This is a genomic window from Bacteroidales bacterium (genome assembly GCA_012517825.1).
Classification (GTDB): Bacteria; Bacteroidota; Bacteroidia; order Bacteroidales; family JAAYUG01; genus JAAYUG01.
The window spans coordinates 1-22,041 of the sequence record JAAYUG010000091.1 but is presented as its reverse complement, the minus strand read 5'-3'; the positions used below and the strand labels follow the sequence as shown (position 1 = coordinate 22,041).

The following is a 22,041-nucleotide window of genomic DNA, read 5'->3' as shown; positions in this document are numbered from 1 at the left end:
ACCTACATTGCGCATCAGAGGGAAAGGCGCAATTGAAAACCCAGGTCTGTCTTTCTGTTTCCTCCGATGCGGGTTTCTCCGCTTCCTATTTCGTACCTGTTCAAAAACGACGTGCCGGCTATCTTGATGCCTGCTTCCAGCCACCGAACCGGCCTGAAAAGGCCCAGAATGTAAATACGTGTTCCCTTACCGTAAAAAGAAGGCACGGAATAAACCATAGGTACATCATTTTCGTATGCATACAGACGGCTCTCGTAATCAGGAATATCGAACAGGGCGTATCGCATGGTTATTCTCACTTTCCTGCCCGTAAGGTTCCAGAGAACATCCTCAGCCAACATGGTTGAAATTTTTGCATTGCTGTTGTTCGTATGAAACATCCCGGCATACATTCTTGTTCTGAAACTCCACTCCTCTGAAGGATTGAGCTCCAGATAGTACCGGACATTCCGGGTATTGTAAGTACTCAGAGCTGTTAAACCATTTTTGTCTGAGATGCCGTTTTTTTCTTTTGATTCAACAGAGAACCTTAAAGACATGGAAAGCATTTTTTCGGGATTCCATGATACCTGAAGCATTTTTTCCGATCCTTCCGAAGGTGCATCAACCTCATATTTCAGCCATGGAAAAGCAAAAACGTCAATGTATCCTTTAACAGTGATATTCCGGAAAATCTGAAGCTCTAAGCCGCAATAGATTCCCTCCTCGTTGGAACCATTGTATGTTTCTCCGAACGGTCTTGCAAACAAATTATTGAACGCAGGAGCATATTTTCTTAAGCCTGCCGAAGCCATGACAGCAGGGTCAGGCTTCAGGAGAAAACCCGCATTCCACGCTGCTGCTTTGTTCGATGTCATAGCCCATTCACCAAACAGAAAAAAATCGCCGCGCTGAAATTGCCAGTCGATTCCGCCAACGGTATTTTCTCGGCCCCGGAAAACATACAGTCTGTAGGGCTCAGGATAAGGCCTCCAGAAACCATCAAAGCTGTAATGCACCCATGTTGTCCCGATTCGGAAATCACTAAAAGCGGCAGTTGCATTCATGCCGATTACTGTCTGATCCACACTTTTCCGGTTACGTATTTCATCAGGTGCTGCATGATACCCTGTCGTCAGAAGACTGGAAAACTCGAGTACCTGATTGCTGTAACTGTCAAACCGGGTAACATTGGCATCAACCGGCTTGCTGGAAAAAAAGAAGGAGAATTGCGTATTTCCCAACCCCAAAGTTCCTGCTGCGCCCCGAAAGAATCTGTTCTCTTCGGCTGAAGAAAACCGGCAAATGCCTTCAGCCCTTCTCCGGAAGTCAATAAGCCCGCTGCCTTTCCCTGTTGCATAACTATTCCACATGACAAGTCCCTGTCCGAAAGCAAGCTGATAATCTCCGGCAACAAAACGACGCAGGATTCCGTTCTGATCCGTCCTTATATAGGCTGATGTAAAATCGGCCAGACTTCCGGCCGGAAAATAAGGAAACGGCTCTCCGGGATCCTTTTCCATGGTATACCCTGCTGAAAAAGATGTATTGTACCGGTAAGCATACCGTAAGTAAAACTTCAGCGGACTTCCCTGATAATATCCATCCCGGTAACCCGCCTGCTTCTGCATGGGTTCCTGCAACCGGAGAATCAGGGTGTGTTTCCCCTGCATAAACGCTTCCTTTACAGAGGGCACATCCCATTTGTCTGGTTCAATTATTACAAATCCGCTGACCTGCCTTGCCAGATCTGTTGAGAAACCTGGAACATTGGCCAGTTCATAAGGACTTGAAAAAGACCCGTACGTTTTGCGGTAATCGAGAAGAGCCAGCACCTGAAACTCGTTCAGCATGAACAATCGTTCGAGTTCCTCTTTATCAGCCTGATTGATTCGAACCGGGTGAAGACGCAGATCGGCCAGCTTCCCTGCAAAGGCTTCATTTTCTTCAAATTCTTCCCATCGCTCCGTTGATTCAACTGCTGCATTTTCCGTTGTTTCATCCGGTACATCGTTTATTTCCTGGGAAGACCCCATAACCGGAGAAAGCAGCCATAAGGATATGGCAACACATATTCTGAAGCACAATAACCGGATTGAATACATTTTAAAAAACATAACCCAGAGACAAAGAGGGTGTATAACCCAGTTGCAGATGCCTTGTAAAAGCCGCATCAATTACAAAATGGCTGATGCGGAGCCCAAAGCCCGCGGCATAACCGTTTACCGAATTATAACCATACCGAAGGAAGACATTTTTAACCGGTTCGTACTCGATGCCAATACGAAATGCAATGGGATATAGAAGGTCTTTTTCTGCCTCAGCGGCCAGCAAGAATTTTTTTGCAAACCTGTAGCCCGCCCCGAAAGCAAAACTTACCGGTAAACGCTGGTTTCGCGTATCGGGATAGTCGGCATGTAAAGGATTGAAGAGATGAACTCCTACCAGCAGATCGGCTACAGGCTGACTGAGCAGGCCAGCCTCCCAGGTAAATACAGGCCGCACAGGAATATCATCCGGAACCCTTGCAAAAAAGCCGTCGATTTGCAGTCCGGCGCTGAACCGGGAACCAAATTTCCGTGCAAAAGAAACCCCTGTCCTGGTTTCTCTCCAGAGGGAAAAACCTGCTGAGGAGCCATTGAATCCAAACACTCCGGGGCTTGCAGGGAAAGCGAAAGTCAAACTGCTTACCGACAAGTCATTCATCAGGTAAGGCATCTCATGCGATGCGGCAATTTCAGCATTTTTAAGCCCTGCCAGTCCGGCCGGATTGCAGAATCCGCTGAACGGATCTTCCAGCAGAAGCCCGGCACCGGCCATTCCCCTGATACGGGCACCTGCAGGAAAATACTGGCTGTATGCAGGTATCAGAATACATACTGCACAAAAGAAAAACAACAGAAAAGTAATTTTCCGGCCCATACCAGTGCGGTGAACCGGAGTCCGCCGGCCGGCGGATCAGCCCACCTTGTAATCAAATTTGATCTGTGACAGATCCTGGTTGGCCTTGATGATCTTTTTCTCGAGGTCGGCCTTGAAGGCAATCATCCGCTGCATGATCTCCCCGTCGGTGAGCGCAAGAATCTGGGCTGCAAAAATCCCCGCATTTCTTGCTCCGTTCAGTGCCATGGTGGCGACCGGTACGCCCGGAGGCATCTGAAGAATGGAAAGCACCGAATCCCATCCGTCAAGTGAAATAGACGACTTAATCGGGACACCTATTACGGGCAGGGGGGTAACGGCTGCAACAACTCCGGGAAGATGAGCCGCGCCGCCTGCTCCGGCAATAAAAACCCTCACTCCCCTCCCCGAGGCATTCTTTACAAACTCAATGGTCTGCAGAGGGGTACGGTGCGCCGACAATGCATTGATTTCAAAGGGAATCTTCAGATCATTCAGCACTTTGGCAGCTTCCTCCATCACCGGATAGTCCGTTGTACTTCCCATTATTATACTCACCAGCGGTTGCATAGCATCAGAATTATGTTAGCCGTTAATTCGGCAGAATTCGTATTTTCGCAACGGAAAAATTACAATGCCTAAAATATGAAAAAAATCCATATCCAGGATAAAGAGTTCAGGCTTTTTATCCCTTCAGCCAGAATTCAGAGAGCCGTATCAAAAATGGCCCGCCAGCTCAACAAAGACCTTAAAGGCAAGGATGTGATTTTTCTGGGAGTGCTGAACGGTTGCTACATGTTTATTGCAGATCTGAGCCGGCATCTCACCATACCCTGCCAGATTTCGTTTGTTAAACTGGCATCGTATTCTGCCTCATCAACTACCGGCGAAGTTTACGACCTGATCGGAATCAATGAAGACCTGAGCAACAGAACGGTGGTTATCCTGGAAGACATCATTGATACCGGCATTACCATTGAACATATTCTGGCCGCTGTGCAATCGTATCACCCCGCTGAAGTTAAGATTGCCACCCTCTTCTTTAAGAAGGAAGCCTGTAAACCGGGTTTCCGGCCCGATTATGTAGGGCTCGAAATTCCACCGCAGTTCATTGTTGGGTACGGGCTTGATTACAACCGGTTTGGAAGGAATCATCCTGATGTTTATATTGAAAGTGAATCAAAAAAACGTTAAAACTGTTTTGGTATGTTGAATGTAGTATTGTTCGGCCCTCCGGGGTCAGGAAAGGGAACACAAAGTGCAAAACTGATTGACAAGTATGGTCTTGTCCATCTTTCCACCGGCGATATTCTTCGCGCAGAACTGGCTGCACAGACGGAACTTGGAAAGGAAGCAAAACGGTATATGGATAAGGGCGAACTTGTTCCCGATCACGTTGTCATTGGAATGATAGGCCGTAAACTTGATGAAAACGGGAAGGTGAACGGGTTTATTTTCGACGGGTTCCCCCGCACAACCTCGCAGGCAGAGGCTCTTGATACCCTGCTGACAGGCAAAAATACTTCCATAACCCTGATGGTTGCCCTTGAAGTGCCGCATGAGGAACTGGTTAAACGCCTTCTTAACCGCGGAAAAGAATCAGGAAGGGCCGATGATCAGAATGTTGAAGTTATTGAAAACCGGATCCGTGTATACCACCGGGAAACCGCTCCTGTAATCCGGTATTACGAAGCCCAGAAAAAATTCTTTCCCGTCAATGGTGTAGGTTCCATTGACGAAATCTTTCAAAGGCTTTGTGATGTAATTGACCAGCATAAATAATACGATACATAGAGCGCAAAGATTTTGGTTTTCTACCAGGCTTTGTGCTCTTTTTTTACCCGGATGATGAGAAACACCTTGCGCTTGGCAAAACGGTTAATTTAATCTGATATTGGCAGAGTCTAATTTCATCGATTACGTAAAGATTCATCTCCGCTCAGGTAAAGGAGGGGCGGGAAGTGTGCATTTTCTCAGGGCAAAATACATCCCCCGTGGTGGTCCGGATGGAGGAGACGGAGGCCGGGGAGGACATATTATTTTAAAAGGGAATGCCCAGCTATGGACACTTCTTCACCTGAAGTACCAGCGGCACATAAGAGCCGGCGACGGGGAACCGGGACGCGGCGCCCTCCAGCATGGAGCCGACGGAAAAGACGTTGTTATCGAAGTTCCGCTTGGAACCATTGCCCGCAGGGATGGCAGTGATGAAATCCTCGCCGAAATTACCAAAGACGGAGAAGAAAAAATTCTGCTCCGGGGCGGAAGAGGCGGCCTTGGAAACGACCACTTTAAATCGCCGGTAAATCAGGCTCCTAAGTATGCCCAACCGGGAGAACCCGGAGAAGAAGGATGGTTCATACTCGAACTCAAACTGCTGGCCGACGTGGGTCTGGTTGGATTTCCCAATGCCGGTAAATCCACTCTCCTCTCCGTCGTTTCAGCAGCTAAACCCAAAATTGCCGACTACCCTTTTACCACACTGGTTCCTAACCTGGGCATTGTTTCGTACCGCGATAACCGTTCTTTTGTCATGGCCGACATTCCCGGCATCATCGAAGGTGCTGCCGAAGGAAAGGGCCTGGGTTTGCGCTTCCTCCGCCATATTGAAAGGAACTCTGTTCTCCTGTTCATGATACCCGTTGATTCGTCTGATATTGTAAAAGAATACCACATCCTTCTGGGCGAACTGGAAAAATACAACCCTGAACTGCTCGACAAAAAAAGGGTGCTGGCGATCACAAAATCCGACCTGGCCGACCGCGAAATTATTACCGAAACCAGCCGGAATCTGCCTCCGGGAATAAAGACGGTTTTTATCTCATCAGTAACAGGATACAATATTGACCGGCTCAAGGATATTCTCTGGGAAACCCTGAATGAATCAGACTAAATCCAATATCCATGAATTCCCTGCTGGAAATCGACAAAGAAATCCTTTTATTCCTTAACGGAATGCACTCTCCCCTGATGGATGAAATCATGTGGTTTTTCTCCCGTATCCCCGTATGGATTCCCCTTTATGTTCTGCTGATCGTTTTCATCATTCTGACTTTTAAGAAAAAATCCTGGCTGATCATTCTCTTTGTTGTTTTGCTGATTGCATGCTCTGACCAGACTTCCGTGCATCTTTTCAAAAACCTGTTTCATCGTCTGCGCCCTTCCCATGAGCCTTCCCTGCAGGGCCTTCTTCATTTTGTACACAACTACCACGGAGGACTCTACGGTTTTATCTCATCACATGCTTCCAATGTCTTTGCCCTGGCCACCTTTCTTTCCCTGCTGTTCCGCAGAAAATGGTTCTCATGGGCCATTTTAATTTGGGCAGGAATCGTGTCATACAGCAGAATTTACCTGGGTGTTCATTACCCCGGAGATGTTGTTTGCGGAGCGTTATGGGGCGTTCTGCTGGCATTTGCCTTTTTTGCGTTGTACAGAAAATTCGTGTTCGTCGTTTACCGAAATAACACTACCCGGGATGCTGGCCATTGACAGTCCTTTTACCGACCCCTACCTCAATCTCGCTGCAGAAGAATATCTCCTGAAAGAAATGGAGGATGAAGTTTTCTTCCTTTATTCCGACAAGCCGTCGGTTATTGTCGGAAAACACCAGGTTACTCTTGCCGAAGTTAACTACCTCTTTGCCGGAGAAAACAACATCCGCATTGCACGAAGGCTTTCAGGCGGGGGTGCCGTTTATCACGACGCTGGAAATCTCAATTTCACCTTCATACGAAACGGTTCTGAAGGTGCACTGGTTCAGTTCGAAGCATGTACAGCCCCTGTTCTTCTCGCACTGAATGAACTGCACATTCCTGCCGAAAGAGGTGACAAAAATGATCTGCTGATCTACGGAAAAAAGATTTCAGGGAATGCCGAACATGTATATCATCAGAGAACCTTGCACCATGGAACCTTACTTTTTGATTCTGATCTTGAACACCTGAAGCAGGTACTCCATCCTTCGGGAAAATATACGCACAAAGGAGTGAATTCCCGCCGGAGTGAGGTTGTGAACATAGCTTCCTTTCTAAGTAATCCCGACAGGGATGCATTCAGAAAGTTTCTGTTCTCCTTTGTTGTTCAGCATTTCCGGGCAGTCATTTACAGTCTGACTGACGAAGACAAGAGAAAAATAATTGAGCTGTCAGCCGCAAAATTTAATACCTGGGAATGGATTTACGCCTATTCGCCTGATTATCAGCTCGAAAGAGAGGTAGAAACTCCCTATGGAACCGTACACATTAAGCTTTCTGTTGCAAAAGGCTACATAAACCAGATCCGACTTACCGGAACCAATGTTCAGAAAGAACTTGACCTTATTTCGGGGGCTCTGCAGGGTGCCCGACTGGAAGAAAATTACCTCCTTAAAACCATTGCAGATAAATTGCCTTCATCGCTTTCATCGGAGGTTTTCAATACTCTACTGCCCGCCTTATTCTGATATCCGGACGAGAAAATTAGAGGCTATTCGGATTTGTTTTCTTCCTGCTGTTTCTTTTCAGCAGGCGGCCGGAAACCATAAGCAATTCCTTCCATGTTATAACCGGGTGTTTCGCCGTATCCACCAACTGCAATGGACTTTGTGATCAGCACCACGTTGGCTCCCATATTGGCAGCCCTCTTCTGAAGCCGGATGGTGGCGCTCTTTTTGGCCGCCTTCATATTTCTGGCATCAGAACTTGAAGAGGAACGCACCAGACCATACTCATACATTCCTTCCACATCGGCCTTATTTTCTGTAATCAGAACTGCTTCCCACCTGTTTTCATCAATGAGCTGTACGACGGGTTTATTGAAAATATCCACTTTTCCGCTCCGGTATATGATCCGTTCAATATACTTATGATTGAGTTGCTGCAGTTCTTCCGATCCAATATCTTTATACGACACATCCGATGCTGAAACAGAAATGACATCCACTATCATCCGCCTCCCTCCGAGACGCACAATGGTATCATGAGCCGCAGGCTGGGCAATTACAGGAAATCCTGCGGAATAAACCAGTGCGGAAAAAATCAGCACAATCACTGTCTGACGCCACTTTTCCATAATGTGTTAATTATCAAACGAATTGTAATAAAATTATTGTATAAATTTAACGCAAGTATCAGGAAAGTAAAAATCTTCATTGTTCGGTTAAGCAACTATTATGCCAATGGAGTATTTTTGAAAACAGAACCTGTCATCAATTTGTCCGGCATGAATAAAACGCACAAGCTTTTTCAGGAATGAGAGTATTTCATCTGATAATGTCGCTGATTATATGGGCTTTCTGGGCAGCAGCCACAATCCTTTTTGCTTTTATTGCTGTTCCTGTCTGGCTCATTACGCTTCCCTTCGACAGCCGGGGCCTGGTGCTGCACTATGCATCGTCCTTATGGGGCTATATGTATGCATTGGTGAATCCATACTGGACCATTCGTTTTGAAGGACGGAACAACATCCGCGATGACCAGCCATGCATTATCATTTCCAATCACCAGTCACTGGCTGATATCATGGTGCTATACGGACTGTTGAGAAACTTTAAATGGGTATCAAAGATTCAGAATTTCCGGATTCCCTTTTTAGGGATCGTCATGCGCCTGAACCGGTATATTGAGGTTGACCGGATGAAAGGCCGCAGCTATTTGAAAATGCTGGCCCGCTGTGAAGAGGAAATACGGCGGGGTAATTCGGTTCTGATATTTCCTGAAGGAACCCGTTCTCCCGACGGCAAAATGCATCGTTTCCGCGAAGGAGCCTTTCGCCTGGCCGTCAGGGTAAAAGTACCCATCGTACCGGTAATCATTGACGGAACGCATGAAGCCCTTCCAAAGAAAGGTTTTATGTTCAAAAAACGAAAGAAGATAATTGTAAGGGTGCTATCTCCTGTACCTCCCTCTTCATGGGGTACAGAGGAGCCCGGACAGCTGATGCAGATTTTCCAGAACCTGATGGAATCAGAATTGAATAAACTCCGTGCAAATCAATAAACCGGATGTCTGCCCAGAACACCTTGCAAAACATGGTTCGCAAAATGAATTTCCCTTCTGATCAGCAGGGAATTATGAACCGTTATCTGCGGGAAGCACATAACTGGCAGTCTCATTTGTTCAATGCCCATCAGTATATTATTGAATTTGCTGAATCACTGAAAGGAAAAGACAATCTGATTGTTTTCGGCAGCGGGTGGCTGCTTGACTTCCCTCTGGAAGAACTGTCAGGACGATTCCGGAGAATAACCCTGGTTGACATCCACCACCCAGCCCAGGTACAGCATAAAGTGCAGAAATACAACAATGTAAGCCTGCTTGAAGCTGATATCACAGGAAACGGAATCCTTCTATCCCATGATTTTGTTGAAAATTATGCCGGAAGCACGCCTTCCGTGTTATTTACACCCGACATCTCGCCCATCCTTGATACGCTGAAAAAAGCACACTCCCCTTCCGACACATCGGCCGTCTCATTAAACATCCTCAGCCAGCTTGACGCATTTATCCTTGACTACCTGAGAAAACACTGTTCACTTGAAAAAAACCAGACGGAAGCATTTCGTCAAACCATTCAAAATCAGCATATAAGCCTGCTTAAATACTTTTCACCCTCCTGCCTTATAACCGATGTAAGTGAAATCCATTACCCAAGGAAAGAGGGCAATACAGTAACAACCCCTTCGCTGGCAATTGACCTCAACGAAGGAAATTCCCTGAGGGAATGGACCTGGATTTTTGATACCACCGGTTCCTACATACCTGGTTACAACGTGCATCTGAACATGAAAGCAATGGTTATTTAGAGGGAATTTTCCAGAAACACCTGTTTTCATTCAAATCAACTGCCGGCGATGCAGGCAGGCGGTTCGCTTACTGGTCTGTGCAGGTGATTTTTTAACAATTCTCCTCTATTTATAAACATTCCTGTTGAAAAGATAGTCATTGCGCCGGAAGCAATTTACGTATCTTTGAACTCTGAAAGAGAAAAAGTAGTATGACGGCTGCCTATACGGAAGAATCGATCAGAACCCTGGACTGGCGGGAGCATATTCGCCGCAGGCCCGGAATGTATATCGGGAAGCTGGGAGATGGCTCCTCAACCGATGACGGGATTTATGTTCTGCTCAAGGAGGTGCTTGACAATTCCGTTGATGAGTTCATGATGGGCTTTGGAAACACCATTGAACTTACCATCCAGGAAAGGATGGTGCGGGTGCGTGATTACGGACGTGGCATTCCCCTTGGTAAACTGGCCGATGTGGTTTCCAGGATGAACACCGGCGCCAAGTACGATTCCAAGGTATTTAAGAAGTCGGTAGGCCTGAACGGCGTAGGTATCAAGGCTGTCAATGCCCTCTCGTCAAAGTTTATCATTCAGTCGTTCCGCGAAGGAAAGGTCAAAAGCCTTGAATACGCCGAGGGTATTCTGATTGCTGATCAACCTGAAATGCCGGCCTCCCAGCCTAACGGAACTCTTGTCATCTTCTACCCGGATGACAAAATGTTCGGGCATTTCCGTTTCATTGACGAGTATGTCGAATCCATGGTCCGGAATTATACCTATCTGAATTCCGGTCTCACCATCATTTACAACGGGAAACCCTACATTTCGCGAAACGGCCTTCTCGACCTGCTGGCCGAAAATATTACAACCGATATCCTCTATCCGGTCATCCATCTGAAGGGTGACGACATCGAAATTGCCATGACCCATGGCAACCAATATGGCGAAGACTACTATACCTTTGTAAATGGCCAGCATACCGTTCAGGGAGGTACGCATCTTACTGCCTTCCGCGAAGCCATCGTAAAAACTGTCAGGGAATTTTACCGCAAAGATTATGATGCTTCCGATATCCGCAGTTCCATCATAGCAGCCCTCAGCATCAAGATTGAAGATCCTGTTTTTGAATCGCAAACAAAAACCAAACTGGGCAGCAAGGATATGGGACCGGAAGGACCTTCGGTGAACAAATTCATCAACGATTTCGTGAAGGAACAACTCGACAATTACCTTCACAGAAACCCTTCCACGGCCGATATCCTGCTTAAGAAAATCCTGGAATCGGAAAAAGAACGAAAAGCCATATCGAGCATTCAGAAACTTGCCCGTGAGCGGGCCAAGAAAGCAAGCCTTCATAATCGCAAGCTCCGCGACTGCAAAATTCATTACAATTCCGATGATGAGCGCCGGCTGGAAACAACCTTGTTTATCACCGAAGGAGATTCTGCCAGCGGCAGTATTACAAAAAGCCGTGATGTAGCTGTTCAGGCCGTCTTCAGCCTGAAAGGAAAACCCCTGAATACATTTGGACTGACAAAGAAAATTGTTTACGAAAACGAAGAATTTAACCTGCTTCAGTCAGCTCTCAATATTGAAGACGGACTGGAAAATTTACGCTACAACCAGGTAGTCATAGCCACTGATGCCGACGTGGATGGGATGCACATCCGGCTTCTTCTGATTACCTTTTTCCTTCAGTTTTTCCCCGAACTCGTAAGAAAAGGGCATCTGTACATCCTTCAAACTCCCTTGTTCAGGGTGCGCAACAAACAAAAAACCATCTACTGTTATTCGGAAGCGGAAAAGGAAGCGGCTATCAGAGAACTTGGAAGCAATCCTGAAATAACGCGTTTTAAAGGCCTCGGAGAAATTTCGCCTGACGAATTCCGGCATTTTATAGGCAAAGACATTCGTCTGGAGCCCGTCCGGCTTACCCGTGAAGATTCCATCGCTGAACTCCTGGACTTTTACATGGGTAAGAATACTCCGGAACGGCAAAAATTCATTATCGAAAACCTTCGCGTTGATGAGGAAGTGTAACCTGTTTAAATTCATGCGAATCTGTCTGAAGGAAGTATCATTATATGGAAGCAATGGATCCTGTTGAAATGGATGGAGGAAGGGAAGCTCCCCGGCCTGAAGCAGAGGCTGAAAGCACGGGACGGGTGCTGCATCTGAAAGGAATGTACAAGGACTGGTTTCTGGATTACGCTTCCTATGTAATCCTGGAACGGGCAGTTCCCAATCTTTATGACGGCCTCAAACCGGTCCAGCGCCGGATACTTCATGCCATGAAACTGCTCGACGACGGCCGGTACAATAAAGTAGCCAATATTATAGGCTATACCATGCAGTTTCACCCCCATGGCGATGCATCCATCGGGGAAGCTCTTGTTCAGCTCGGACAAAAAGATCTGCTGATCGACGCCCAGGGCAACTGGGGCAATATTCTCACCGGCGACAGTGCCGCAGCCCCCAGGTACATCGAGGCACGCCTTTCAAAATTTGCCCTCGATGTAGTATTTAACCCCAAAACTACGGAATGGAAACCTTCCTACGACGGACGAAACAAAGAACCCATTATCCTTCCGGTAAAGTTTCCTCTCCTTCTGGCACAGGGAGTAGAAGGAATCGCCGTGGGCCTTGCTTCCAAAATACTACCCCATAACCCCAATGAACTTATTGAAGCAGCTATCAGCTACCTCCGCGGGAAACCGTTTGAACTATATCCCGACTTCCCCACAGGCGGCCTTGCCGATTGCTCACGCTATAACGACGGAGCCAGAGGCGGCTCGGTGCGCGTAAGGGCACGCATAGTCAAAACCGACAACAAAACCCTCACTATTACCGAACTTCCGTTTGGTCAAACGACTTCATCTCTCATCGAATCCATCATAAAAGCAAACGACAAGGGAAAAATCAAAATCAGAAAAATTGATGACAACACGGCCGGTAATGTCGAAATTGTCATCCACCTTGCTCCCGGGATCTCGCCCGACAAAACCATTGATGCCCTGTATGCATTTACCGACTGCGAGTCTTCCATCTCCGTCAATTGCTGCGTGGTTGATGAAACCAGTCCTAAATTCCTTTCCGTCTCCGACCTTCTCAAAATATCGGTTGACCGTACGGTCAGCCTCCTGAAAAAGGAACTGGAAATAAGGAAAAACGAACTTCAGGAGGAACTCTTTATGGCCTCGCTGGAGAGAATATTCATCGAGCACAAGATATACCGCAAAATTGAAGAATGTGAAACCTGGGAGGCAGTGCTCGAAACCATTGCCAAAGGGCTAAAACCATTTGAAAAGCAACTTTTCAGGCCGGTAACAGGCGACGATATTCTGAAGCTGACTGAAATCAGAATAAAAAGGATCTCAAAATACGACGTTTCGCGGGCTGAAGAATTGATGCGGAAACTCAATGAAGAACTGGCCGCCACGGAAGAAAACCTGGCCCATATTACCGATTACACAATTCAGTATTTCAGGCAGATAAAGAAGAAATACGGGGACAACTGGAAACGCCGCACCGAACTTCGCAGTTTCGACAACATTGAAGCCTCGCGTGTGGTAATTGCCAATGAAAAACTTTATGTGAACCGCGAAGAAGGTTTTATCGGAACCGGCCTCCGTAAAGACGAATACGTATGCGACTGCAGTGATATCGACGATATTATTGTGATCCGCCGCGACGGGCATTATCTGGTAACGAAAGTGCAGGAAAAGGCTTTTGTCGGGAAAGACATACTTTACGCAGGGGTATTTAACCGCAACGATACACGAACCATTTACAACCTCGTTTACCGCGACGGAAAAAACGGCTACAATATGGTCAAACGTTGCGCCCTTACAGGCCTTACACGCGACAAGGAATATACCCTTACAAAAGGAACGCCCGATTCACGTATTCTTTACCTGAGCGTCAACCCGGAAGGAGAAGCCGAGGTAATTCGTGTCACGCTTAATCCCAAACCGCGTTTGCGAAATCTGGTCTTTGAGTTCGATTTTTCCACCCTGGCCATCAAAGGGCGCTCATCCATCGGGAACGTACTTACCCGGCATGCCATCCACAAAATTGTGATGAAAGAAAAAGGGGCATCAACCCTGGGCGGTACCCACATATGGTTCGATCCGGAAGTGGGAAGACTGAACACCGAGGAACGGGGACAATATCTTGGGGAATTTTTTAACGGCGACAAAATTGTGGTTTATACCCGCAGCGGGTATTGCCGCACCACCAGCTATGACCTGTCAAACCATTTCGAAGATGATCTGATACGGATTGAAAAATATGCACCCTCGAAAGTGCTTTCAGCGGTCTATTATGATGCCGGCCAGAAATATTACTATCTGAAGCGTTTCCCTGCCGAAGCCGGCGAAAAACCTGCCCGCTTCATCGACGAGCATGAGGCTTCCCATGTGGTTTTTCTTCTGGACGCTCCCCTGCCCCGTATTGAAGTGAGGTTTGGCGGAAAAGACAAATTCAGACCCCCGCTTGTGGTGAATGTGGCAGAATTCATTGGCGTAAAAAGCATAAAAGCCAAAGGGAAACGGCTTACAACCCATAAGGTGGATGAAATTATTGAGTTGGAACCTCTGCCGCCTCCGGCTTCTCCAGGGCCTGAACATTCGGTTTCTGCTTCAGAAAACACTGGTTCTGCCGATAACCCGGCAACAGGTATCCAGATGAGCCTGGGATTTGATGATGAATCAAAATAACCGGATTCATGCGCATTTTTCTCATAGGGTTCATGGGCAGTGGTAAAAGCACCATTGGTCATCACCTGTCCAGGCAACTGGGGTGGGATTTTGCAGACACCGACAAAATCATTGCGTTTCAAACCGGTCTGTCAATACCTGAAATATTTACCCGCCACGGGGAACCATGGTTCAGGGAAAAAGAAAGAGAAATTCTCCTGTCCCTTCTCTCAAAGGATAATACCGTAATTGCTACCGGTGGCGGAATGCCCTGCTTTGCCGATAACATGGAAATGATGAACCGCACCGGCATTACCGTTTACCTTCGCCTGCCTCCGGAAGTACTTTCAGACCGTTTGCTGCATGGTTACAGGGAAAGGCCTTTGCTTCAGAACAAAACGCCGGAAGAAATTTCCCTGTATGTAGCAGAAACCCTGAGAAAAAGAGAACCTTACTATAACAAGGCTGCCCTCATTGTTGATGCTGCAAATAAATCAGCCGAAGATGCGGCGTGGCTTATCTGGAAAGGATTAGAACTGGCCGGAAAGGATTAAACTATACCTCTTTTTCGCCTTCCGGTTCAATGTTTCGTATTACTCATCCTGCTGACCAGTCGTGGCTGAAAGCAATGCTTCCCCGAATCTCTTTCCAAACTCATAAAAATCATTCGCTTTGCCGTTCGATGGGAAGAACTTGGCTGCCATGCCCTCTAAAGGCACGTTGAATTTCAGATTGCGCAGGTGGCCGGTGATGAGCTTCACGGCTTCTCCGCTCCAGCCATAAGAACCAAAGGCAGCGGCCAGTTTCCCTTTGTCACGGATCGGATTGACAACCGAAAACAACCGGTATACAGGCAACAGGGTATTCTGATTTATTGTAGGAGAACCTACCAGCAGGGCCTGCGACCTCACCAGCTTCTCTTCCAGTTCCCCGGGCAGCATTTTTTCAATATCAATCACCTCAACACTAAAATCGGGTGATGAATCCACAATTCCCCGGGCAATATGACGGGCCATTTCGCCGGTATACCCATATGCCGATACGTAGGTAATCAGCACATGCTTTGCGCCCGAGGCAATGGTTTGCAGGTATTCCTCCGACCATTTCGCCGAAAGATCTACATACTTTTTCCAGTCTTTCCTCAGAACAGGACCATGCCCCGGACAGATTGTCTTAACAGGCAGGGGACGGATCTTTTCGATGGCCTTCAGCATAAACTTGCTGAAAGGCTTCAGTATCACATCAAAGTAATATTTAAAGGCATCATCATAGAGCCCGGTGAGATCATTGAACACCGCCTCATGACAATAATGCGCACCAAAAGAATCGCAGGTAAAAAGAATGCCTTCTTCCTCCAGAAACGTGTACATCGAATCAGGCCAGTGAAGGTTGGGTGCACCAATAAACCGGAGCGTCAGATTGCCGAGAGAAAGGGTATCCCCGTCCTTAACTCTTAGCGATTTGAAGGGCTTATCGGTCATTTCCTGCAGATAATTAATAGCCTGCCCGCTCCCCACAACGGTTATGCCGGGCACTTTTTCAATCAGATATTTCAGACTGCCTGAATGATCGGGTTCTGTGTGATTAAGAACCACATAATCTATTGACGACAAATCAGTTAAACTGGCAACCTTCTCAAAAAATGTCTCGTGAAATGCGTCCTTCACTGTTTCAATCAGCGCCTTTTTCTCACCATTAATAAGGTAAGCATTATACGTCGTTCCGTACTGGGTTTCCATCACAATATCGAATGTAACGATATCATAATCAAGCACACCAACCCAGTGAACATGCTCACTGACCTGTAAAACTGAATTATCGCTCATACCGTTTTGTTTTTTGCAAAGGTAATAAACCGTTCGCAGGTTCTCAAAAACGGAAGTAAAGAAAGAAAGCTGTCAAAAACTTACCAACTTGCCCTTGCAGTAAATCATCAGCCTGCTTTAGAAAACAGGAAGGGGATGTCAAACGAGACATCCCCCCCTTTTCTACATTGCCAACCACAAAAACTGCTACTTCTTTTCTTTGTCGTTGCAGCACGATTTTTTTTCTTCACAGGAGGAAGCGCACTTATCAGGGCAGTTAGCGTCCTTTTTCTCAGCACAGGAAGCATCTTTCCTCTCGGACGAAGTTGCCGCCTTTTTTTCACCGGTGGCAGGAGCTTTCTTGGGATCTTTGTCGGTTACCTGTACCATTGAAACAACGGGTGAAGCAACCAGGGTTACTGTTCCTCCGGTCATAAAAACCAGAAGGGAAAAAAGAACGATGATTTTTTTCATACGGAGCATTTTTGTGTTTATTCCAAACACAAATCTAATTGATTATTGAAAACCAAAATGTTAAAAAATGTTAAATATAAAAAGATATTTATATATTTTTATCCTATATCTCGGCCAGGATGGAAATTTTTCCTCTTACCTTATCTCCTGGTGCAACTTTTATGCTGGCATTCAGAGGAAGGAAAATGTCGACCCGGGAACCAAACTTGATGAAGCCCAGTTCTTCCCCCTGGGTTACTTCATCTCCTTCCCGGCAGTAGCAGGAAATCTTTCTGGCCACAAACCCCGCAATCTGGCGTACCAGTATTTCGGTTCCGTCTTCTCGTCTGATTACGATGGTGTTTCGTTCGTTTTTCAGTGAAGATTTGGGATATTTCGCCACGATATAATCGCCCGGATGGTAGCGGTAATAGACGACGTTTCCGCTTACAGGAAACCAGTTGATATGCACATTCCACACCGACATAAAGACCGAAATCTGGATGCGACGGTCATGAAAATATTCCTCTTCGGTAGTTTCCTCAACCACCACCACGGTTCCGTCAGCCGCCGAAACCACCTGGTTGTTTACCGGGGTAAATGGCCGGTCGGGTTTCCTGAAAAAACGCAGAAAGAAGACAAAAACAAGAACAGCCACCAGCGAAATAAGCACCATCCATGGCCCGGTGGGCCTCAACAGAAAATACGATGCCAGTACTATAATACTGAGCAAAACGAATACTGACAGCAGGAAATACGTTCCTTCCTTGTGAACAGTCATAAGCAGGTAAAATTTATCAAAATCCATTGGACAACATATACCATGCAAAATAAACGGGAAATGCCAGGAGGGTGGAATCGAAACGATCCATCAGGCCACCGTGGCCGGGCAGAATATTTCCCGAGTCTTTTAAACCCAGGCTACGTTTCAGGGTTGATTCGGTAAGGTCGCCGAATGTGCCGGCCACTCCGGCAATCACGGCTGATACCAGCCAGACCCAGATGGCTGACGGAAGAAAATACCGCTCAATAAGAACAGCAGTGAGCGCCGCAAGCAGAAGGCCTCCGATAATTCCTTCCCAGGTTTTCCTGGGAGATACACTTGGCCAGAGCAAATGCCTTCCTGCCGTAATTCCGGCAAGATATGCCCCTGTGTCAAAACTCCACAGAAGAAAGAAAAATGCAAGCACAGGAGCGGGATTGTACCCTTCCGTGCCGGGAATGAATACCATGTAATTCATCAGGGAGAAGGGCAGGGCAACATAAATAATACCGAGAACTGTAACGGCTATATGATGAAAAGGTTCTGAACGCCTGTAAAAAAGTTCAGTAATGTAAACTGCCGGAAAAAGAACCAAAAGTAAAAAATAGATATGTTGGGATGCATGATGCGAGGCATGCGCATAGCTTACGGCAAAAATTGCGGCACCCAGCACCAGTCCTGTATATTTCTGGGGCTTGTATCCGGTAAGGTTCATCAGATGATAAAACTCACGAAGGGTAAACAGTGTAACCAGCAGGAAAACCAGGCCATACCAAATCGAACCGCACCAGAGGGATCCCGCAACAATCACAACGAACAAGGCACCGGTCAGAGTGCGTGTCAATAAACTCTTCACATCGTTTCGTTTGAAAGGTCAAAATTATGCAAAAGATGAATTGCTTTTACAGCAAATTCGGAAGGAACATACAATTCAATCTCACCGAGGATCACATAGGCCGAATCTTTCTTATTGAGGAGTACAACCGGTATATCGTTGTCGTTCAGCATCTGCTGAAGCACGTGCGCATGAAAATCTTTATCGGTTGAATAGACCAGTGTCCATCCCGGTTCCATATCAGGGACTATTGTGAATCCCCGCCCGGCCTGGTTTCCTGATCCGCTATCCGGGGAGGGTTGGGTTCATTCTTTTCTTCCGGTTTTTCTGCTGAGGCAGAAAGAGAAGTCTCAGCGCCTGTTTCTTGAGAATGATTATTTTGCTGGATAAGAAGTTTCTGTTCTTCTGCATCGGCACTTTTGCGCGGGCCGAAAATCTGCTCCAGGTCTTCACTGAAGATGACTTCTTTCTCCAGAAGAAGTTCCGCCAGTTTAACCAGCCCTTCTTTGTTCTCGGAAAGTATTTTCAGTGCTCTCCTGTATTGTTCTTCCACAATCCGTTTTGCTTCCTCATCAATCAGTTCAGCAGTTTTTTCGCTGTATGGTTTGGTAAGGGCATATTCGGTCTGTCCGGTGGAATCATAGAAACTCAAATTACCGAGTTTTTCGCTCATACCAAAATAGGCCACCATAGCATAGGCCTGTTTGGTAACACGTTCCAGGTCATTGAGGGCACCGGTGGAAACCTTTCCGAAATTCAGTTCTTCCGAAGCTCTTCCGCCAAGGGTTGCGCACAATTCATCGAGCATCTGTTCCCGTGTAGTAATCTGCCGTTCTTCAGGTACATACCATGCTGCGCCGAGGGCACGTCCCCGCGGAATAATGGTCACCTTCATCAGAGGGCTGGCATGTTCCAGCAGCCATGAGACGGTGGCATGTCCGGCTTCATGATAGGCTATTGTTTTCTTCTCAAGGGCCGTGACGATTTTGTTCTTCCGTTCCAGACCGCCTACTATCCTGTCAACAGCATCGAGGAAATCCTGTTTTTCCACTGCCTTTTTCCCTTTTCTGGCGGCAATCAGAGCTGCTTCGTTGCACACATTGGCAATGTCAGCGCCTGAAAAACCCGGAGTTTGTTTGGCCAGAAAATCAAGGTCCACCTTGCTGTCGAGTTTGATAGGCCGCAAATGCACTTTAAAGATTTCCTTCCGTTCCTTCAGGTCAGGAAGTTCCACATGTATCTGGCGGTCGAAGCGCCCCGCCCTCAGAAGCGCCCTGTCAAGAATATCGGCCCGGTTGGTGGCAGCCATAATGATTACACCCGAGTTGGTTCCAAAACCGTCCATCTCGGTGAGCAACTGGTTCAGGGTATTTTCGCGTTCGTCATTGGCCCCGAAATTTGGATTTCTGCCACGTGCCCTTCCAATGGCATCAATCTCATCGATGAACACAATACAGGGAGCTTTTTCCTTGGCCTGACGGAAGAGATCGCGCACACGGGAAGCCCCTACGCCAACAAACATCTCAACAAATTCCGAACCCGACATGGAGAAAAAGGGCACATTGGCTTCACCTGCCACAGCCTTTGCCAGTAAAGTTTTTCCGGTTCCCGGAGGGCCTACCAGCAACACTCCTTTGGGAATCTTGGCCCCCAGATCGGTGTATTTCTTGGGATTTTTAAGAAAATCAACTATCTCCCTGACTTCTGTTTTAGCCTCATCAAGCCCTGCCACATCCTTGAAGTCGATCTTCGCTCCCGAATCTTTGTCAAACAGTATGGCCTTCGACTTACCAACATTAAAAATGTTACCGGCACTGCCTCCGCCCACCTGCCCGCTCATGCGCCGGAAAATAAACATCCAGATGGCAACAATGATGATGATCGGCAGAATCCACCCGAGAATCTCGCGTAAAATATCTTTTGAGTCGTCGATTTCAATCTGGGCGGGATGCTTTGCATCTTTCTGCAAATCCACCACACGATTATAAAACCCCTGTACATCAAGCGTTTTTAGAAAATAATGCGGCCCCTCCCTGGGAACCATCAGTTTGCCGTTGCTCTCAAGATCCTTATACTTGGGGTCTTTCAGCTTATCCTGCCGGATGAAAATATAAGCCTGTTCCTTGTATTTCTGAATAATGACCTTTTCCACATCGCCCGCCCGCAGCATGTCGTTTTCAAAACGCTGAATCTCAACCAGCCTGGGTGTTCCTCCAAAGTAATTGGTTAAAAACGGCCAGATGAAGAACCCCAGCAGAATAATTGCATACACCCAATAAATGCTAAACTTTGGGCGCGGAAACTGCGGCACCTTGTTCCCGTTTTCCTTTCCGTTCGTTCGGTTATTTTTATTGTTTTCAGTATTCCCGGTCATGAATGCATCCTCTTAATAAACATCAGCCAGAGTAACGGTATGACTATCAGACCACAACTCTTCCAGCTGATAAAAATCCCTGTATTTTTTCTGAAATATATGAACTACTATTCCTTCCAGATCAACCAAAACCCACTGCAGATTTTCAAGCCCCTCAACATGATGGGAGTGCATTCTCAGCTTTTCCCATGCAAACCGCATCACCGAATCAGCAATGGCATCTACCTGACGTGACGAATCCCCGTGGCAAATAATGAAAGCATCACAAACGGCACCTTCATTCTTACGCAAATCAATGATTACGATCTGCTTTCCTTTCTTCTCCTGAATCCCGGCAATTACAGCCTGTACAATATCATCATACCCGGGAACCTTTCGTTTTGCCATGTATATATGCTCTCTGCGTTTTTTTGTTTAATCTTTTACAAAAATACAATATCCTTAACGATTTCTTTTATTTACCTATGTAATAATTTTCAACTTACTAACACTTTAGCATCAATAATTGTTCCAAAATCCTCACACCAAAAGCATCCGTATTTTACGGCTCAGAATACGGCTGATCTGATGGGCAAAAGCGCCAGCCTGTTGCTTTTACCGGAAATTCAGGATTTTTAAGTAAAAACCGGTTAATGACGACACAAACCGCCTGAAAGGTCAGATTCAGTGCATCTGGTGCAGTAACCGGGGTTCATCACACGATTCCTTTTTCCTGCCCGGGCCCAAAAACCAAAATCTGTGAAACCCCCGGCACAAAACAAATAGCATATATTTGCACAAAAGAAACAAAATGTCTGATCGGGCTGACTATATTTTCCTGGAGCAGGTTTCATCAACCAACGACTATGCTGCAGAACTGCTGAAAAGCGGAAAAGCTAAACATCTTCAGACGATCCGCACTGACTTTCAGTCAGCCGGCAAAGGACAAAAAGGCAGTTCATGGGAAAGTGAACGAGGCAAGAACCTTCTTGCTTCCATCATTCTTTTGCCTGAGCAGATGGAAGCTGATAAGGCATTTTTTATCTCCATGGCAGCCTCGCTGGCCATTACAGACGCATTGCTTCCTCTTGTGCCAGAGGTGAAGATAAAATGGCCCAATGATATCTACTTCAGGAAACGGAAGCTTGGCGGCATTCTTATTGAGAATTCCATCGGCCATGGCAGGATTCTCTCTTCCGTTGCCGGAATCGGGCTCAATATAAATCAAAGCCGTTTCCCTGATCATTTGCCCAATCCCATATCGCTTGCACAAATTACCGGAAAATCGTGGCCGGTTGAAACCATTTTTCACAGCATCTATGATTCATTCAGAACAAGGGTTGCCCATCTTGACAAAAACTTATCCGGCCTGAAGAAGGATTACACAGCACGATTGCTGGGATATCAGGAATTTCTTGACTATAGTGCAGAAGGGGAAATTTTTCGTGCCCGTCTTACGGATGTGCTTGACACTGGGGAAATTATTCTTG

General features: G+C 46.7%; 22 protein-coding genes. 11 read left to right on the top strand and 11 right to left on the bottom strand.

The window, feature by feature from the left end:
- Positions 1-14 precede the first annotated feature (14 nt).
- Genes GX419_06135 through purE form a run of 3 tightly spaced genes read right to left on the bottom strand, consistent with a single transcriptional unit; the run spans position 15 to position 3,450 of the window.
- Entirely contained in the window at positions 15-2,084 is a 2,070-nt protein-coding gene (locus tag GX419_06135; protein NLI24264.1) for a helix-hairpin-helix domain-containing protein, read from the bottom strand.
- A 1-nt stretch (position 2,085) separates the two neighbouring features.
- Positions 2,086-2,901: a hypothetical protein gene (locus GX419_06130; protein NLI24263.1), complete on the bottom strand. Its 816-nt coding sequence runs from the start codon at positions 2,899-2,901 to the stop codon at positions 2,086-2,088.
- A 36-nt stretch (positions 2,902-2,937) separates the two neighbouring features.
- Entirely contained in the window at positions 2,938-3,450 is a 513-nt protein-coding gene (purE, locus tag GX419_06125; protein ID NLI24262.1) for a 5-(carboxyamino)imidazole ribonucleotide mutase, read from the bottom strand.
- A gap of 75 nt (positions 3,451-3,525) precedes the next feature.
- Between purE and hpt the strand changes: the two genes are divergently transcribed.
- From hpt to GX419_06100, 5 genes are all read left to right on the top strand, one after another.
- Entirely contained in the window at positions 3,526-4,074 is a 549-nt protein-coding gene (gene hpt / locus GX419_06120) for a hypoxanthine phosphoribosyltransferase (protein ID NLI24261.1), read from the top strand.
- A gap of 12 nt (positions 4,075-4,086) precedes the next feature.
- A complete protein-coding gene (locus tag GX419_06115; protein NLI24260.1) occupies positions 4,087-4,662 on the top strand; it encodes an adenylate kinase in 576 nt (191 codons plus the stop codon).
- A 112-nt stretch (positions 4,663-4,774) separates the two neighbouring features.
- Positions 4,775-5,773: a GTPase ObgE gene (obgE, locus tag GX419_06110; protein ID NLI24259.1), complete on the top strand. Its 999-nt coding sequence runs from the start codon at positions 4,775-4,777 to the stop codon at positions 5,771-5,773.
- 11 nt (positions 5,774-5,784) lie between these two features.
- Positions 5,785-6,372: a phosphatase PAP2 family protein gene (locus tag GX419_06105; GenBank protein NLI24258.1), complete on the top strand. Its 588-nt coding sequence runs from the start codon at positions 5,785-5,787 to the stop codon at positions 6,370-6,372.
- Positions 6,359-7,324: a lipoate--protein ligase gene (locus GX419_06100; protein ID NLI24257.1), complete on the top strand. Its 966-nt coding sequence runs from the start codon at positions 6,359-6,361 to the stop codon at positions 7,322-7,324. The genes GX419_06105 and GX419_06100 overlap by 14 nt, the downstream gene beginning before the upstream one ends.
- Positions 7,325-7,347: 23 nt before the next feature.
- Here GX419_06100 and GX419_06095 read toward each other — a convergent pair whose 3' ends face one another.
- Positions 7,348-7,932, bottom strand: a complete 585-nt coding sequence (locus GX419_06095; GenBank protein ID NLI24256.1) for a hypothetical protein — start codon at positions 7,930-7,932, stop codon at positions 7,348-7,350.
- Positions 7,933-8,111: 179 nt separating this feature from the next.
- Here GX419_06095 and GX419_06090 point away from each other — a divergent pair, with 179 nt between their 5' ends.
- From GX419_06090 to GX419_06070, 5 genes are all read left to right on the top strand, one after another.
- On the top strand, positions 8,112-8,858 hold the full coding sequence (locus GX419_06090) for a 1-acyl-sn-glycerol-3-phosphate acyltransferase (protein NLI24255.1): 747 nt from the start codon (positions 8,112-8,114) through the stop codon (positions 8,856-8,858).
- Between the two features lie 44 nt (positions 8,859-8,902).
- The gene (locus tag GX419_06085) at positions 8,903-9,664 is read left to right on the top strand and encodes a hypothetical protein (GenBank protein NLI24254.1); all 762 of its coding nucleotides are present in this window, start codon (positions 8,903-8,905) and stop codon (positions 9,662-9,664) included.
- Positions 9,665-9,855: 191 nt separating this feature from the next.
- Positions 9,856-11,685 carry a type IIA DNA topoisomerase subunit B gene (locus GX419_06080; GenBank protein NLI24253.1) on the top strand — a complete coding sequence of 610 codons (1,830 nt, stop codon included), beginning with the start codon at positions 9,856-9,858 and terminating at the stop codon, positions 11,683-11,685.
- 44 nt (positions 11,686-11,729) lie between these two features.
- Positions 11,730-14,363 (top strand): DNA gyrase/topoisomerase IV subunit A, encoded by a 2,634-nt coding sequence (locus GX419_06075; GenBank protein ID NLI24252.1) that lies wholly within the window; start codon positions 11,730-11,732, stop codon positions 14,361-14,363.
- A gap of 8 nt (positions 14,364-14,371) precedes the next feature.
- The gene (locus tag GX419_06070; GenBank protein ID NLI24251.1) at positions 14,372-14,896 is read left to right on the top strand and encodes a shikimate kinase; all 525 of its coding nucleotides are present in this window, start codon (positions 14,372-14,374) and stop codon (positions 14,894-14,896) included.
- Positions 14,897-14,935: 39 nt separating this feature from the next.
- On the opposite strand, the gene GX419_06065 is transcribed toward GX419_06070, so the two are convergent.
- The 7 genes from GX419_06065 to rsfS form a co-directional block, all read right to left on the bottom strand.
- Entirely contained in the window at positions 14,936-16,168 is a 1,233-nt protein-coding gene (locus tag GX419_06065) for an FprA family A-type flavoprotein (GenBank protein ID NLI24250.1), read from the bottom strand.
- Between the two features lie 186 nt (positions 16,169-16,354).
- Entirely contained in the window at positions 16,355-16,621 is a 267-nt protein-coding gene (locus GX419_06060) for a hypothetical protein (protein NLI24249.1), read from the bottom strand.
- A 103-nt stretch (positions 16,622-16,724) separates the two neighbouring features.
- Positions 16,725-17,381, bottom strand: coding sequence for a phosphatidylserine decarboxylase family protein (locus tag GX419_06055; protein ID NLI24248.1), 657 nt, complete (start codon positions 17,379-17,381; stop codon positions 16,725-16,727).
- A 16-nt stretch (positions 17,382-17,397) separates the two neighbouring features.
- Positions 17,398-18,219 carry a phosphatidate cytidylyltransferase gene (locus GX419_06050; GenBank protein ID NLI24247.1) on the bottom strand — a complete coding sequence of 274 codons (822 nt, stop codon included), beginning with the start codon at positions 18,217-18,219 and terminating at the stop codon, positions 17,398-17,400.
- Positions 18,216-18,437 carry a DUF2007 domain-containing protein gene (locus tag GX419_06045; GenBank protein ID NLI24246.1) on the bottom strand — a complete coding sequence of 74 codons (222 nt, stop codon included), beginning with the start codon at positions 18,435-18,437 and terminating at the stop codon, positions 18,216-18,218. Before GX419_06045 ends, GX419_06050 begins: the two co-directional genes overlap by 4 nt.
- Before the next feature lie 8 nt (positions 18,438-18,445).
- Positions 18,446-20,572 carry an ATP-dependent zinc metalloprotease FtsH gene (gene hflB / locus GX419_06040; GenBank protein ID NLI24245.1) on the bottom strand — a complete coding sequence of 709 codons (2,127 nt, stop codon included), beginning with the start codon at positions 20,570-20,572 and terminating at the stop codon, positions 18,446-18,448.
- 12 nt (positions 20,573-20,584) lie between these two features.
- Positions 20,585-20,959 carry a ribosome silencing factor gene (rsfS, locus tag GX419_06035; protein ID NLI24244.1) on the bottom strand — a complete coding sequence of 125 codons (375 nt, stop codon included), beginning with the start codon at positions 20,957-20,959 and terminating at the stop codon, positions 20,585-20,587.
- Positions 20,960-21,362: 403 nt separating this feature from the next.
- On the opposite strand from rsfS, the gene GX419_06030 reads away from it, so the two are divergent.
- The coding region (locus GX419_06030; protein ID NLI24243.1) for a biotin--[acetyl-CoA-carboxylase] ligase at positions 21,363-22,041 on the top strand (679 nt) is incomplete at its 3' end.

Coding starts and splice junctions, on each gene's coding strand:
- rsfS (NLI24244.1), bottom strand. CDS start 20,959: ATGGCAAAACGAAAGGTTCCCGGGTATGATGATATTGTACAGGCTGTA.
- hflB (NLI24245.1), bottom strand. CDS start 20,572: ATGACCGGGAATACTGAAAACAATAAAAATAACCGAACGAACGGAAAG.
- GX419_06060 (NLI24249.1), bottom strand. CDS start 16,621: ATGAAAAAAATCATCGTTCTTTTTTCCCTTCTGGTTTTTATGACCGGA.
- GX419_06090 (NLI24255.1), top strand. CDS start 8,112: ATGAGAGTATTTCATCTGATAATGTCGCTGATTATATGGGCTTTCTGG.
- purE (NLI24262.1), bottom strand. CDS start 3,450: ATGCAACCGCTGGTGAGTATAATAATGGGAAGTACAACGGACTATCCG.
- GX419_06075 (NLI24252.1), top strand. CDS start 11,730: ATGGAAGCAATGGATCCTGTTGAAATGGATGGAGGAAGGGAAGCTCCC.
- GX419_06105 (NLI24258.1), top strand. CDS start 5,785: ATGAATTCCCTGCTGGAAATCGACAAAGAAATCCTTTTATTCCTTAAC.
- GX419_06095 (NLI24256.1), bottom strand. CDS start 7,932: ATGGAAAAGTGGCGTCAGACAGTGATTGTGCTGATTTTTTCCGCACTG.
- GX419_06080 (NLI24253.1), top strand. CDS start 9,856: ATGACGGCTGCCTATACGGAAGAATCGATCAGAACCCTGGACTGGCGG.
- hpt (NLI24261.1), top strand. CDS start 3,526: ATGAAAAAAATCCATATCCAGGATAAAGAGTTCAGGCTTTTTATCCCT.
- GX419_06100 (NLI24257.1), top strand. CDS start 6,359: ATGCTGGCCATTGACAGTCCTTTTACCGACCCCTACCTCAATCTCGCT.
- GX419_06115 (NLI24260.1), top strand. CDS start 4,087: ATGTTGAATGTAGTATTGTTCGGCCCTCCGGGGTCAGGAAAGGGAACA.
- GX419_06070 (NLI24251.1), top strand. CDS start 14,372: ATGCGCATTTTTCTCATAGGGTTCATGGGCAGTGGTAAAAGCACCATT.
- GX419_06045 (NLI24246.1), bottom strand. CDS start 18,437: ATGGAACCGGGATGGACACTGGTCTATTCAACCGATAAAGATTTTCAT.
- GX419_06085 (NLI24254.1), top strand. CDS start 8,903: ATGAATTTCCCTTCTGATCAGCAGGGAATTATGAACCGTTATCTGCGG.
- GX419_06055 (NLI24248.1), bottom strand. CDS start 17,381: ATGACTGTTCACAAGGAAGGAACGTATTTCCTGCTGTCAGTATTCGTT.
- GX419_06130 (NLI24263.1), bottom strand. CDS start 2,901: ATGGGCCGGAAAATTACTTTTCTGTTGTTTTTCTTTTGTGCAGTATGT.
- GX419_06135 (NLI24264.1), bottom strand. CDS start 2,084: ATGTATTCAATCCGGTTATTGTGCTTCAGAATATGTGTTGCCATATCC.
- GX419_06065 (NLI24250.1), bottom strand. CDS start 16,168: ATGAGCGATAATTCAGTTTTACAGGTCAGTGAGCATGTTCACTGGGTT.